Annotated in this window: 1 pseudogene; it reads right to left on the bottom strand. The window is 44.1% G+C overall.

From position 1 onward, the window contains the following. Positions 1-215: pseudogene (locus BHE18_RS21815) on the bottom strand (ECF transporter S component); the annotation flags it as partial. Between the last annotated feature and the right edge of the window lie 243 nt (positions 216-458).

Below are 458 nucleotides of genomic sequence, written 5' to 3'. Positions count from 1 at the left end.
CTCTTTTCGGCTTTGGCGATGGCATAGCCGCGGAGTGAGCCGGTTGCAAGCAGTGAATCGGCGATGTATTTGCCGCCAATGCCTGCGATAATCGCACCGCTCAAAACGCGTAGCGTAAACATCAAAGCGACGAAGGACGGCTCCAAGGCGGCATAACCCGATAGGAAGTAGCCGTAAATAAAACTGAAAATACCAGCACCTGCTCCTGCTAGCATCAGGATGGCTAATTGAAAATGACGATAGCGAGTCAGCGCGAATGCAGCTTCAGCAAAAAAAAAAAAAAAAACAGCAAAAAGAAAGAGATACGAACAAACACGAATAATAAATCAAAACATGACACTCGATACCACTATATACGTTCACAATGTCAATAGTACCGTAGACCAATAATGGCATGGAAGTGGCAATACAGTGACCTAATAATGTCAGTCATACACAACACGTACTAAACAGAAATA

Origin of the sequence: Rossellomorea aquimaris (assembly GCF_001877785.1) — a bacterium.
In the GTDB taxonomy this organism is placed as follows: Bacteria; Bacillota; Bacilli; order Bacillales; family Bacillaceae_B; genus Rossellomorea; species Rossellomorea aquimaris_A.
Note: the sequence above shows the minus strand (reverse complement) of the source record. Positions and strands in the feature narration are given on the sequence as shown.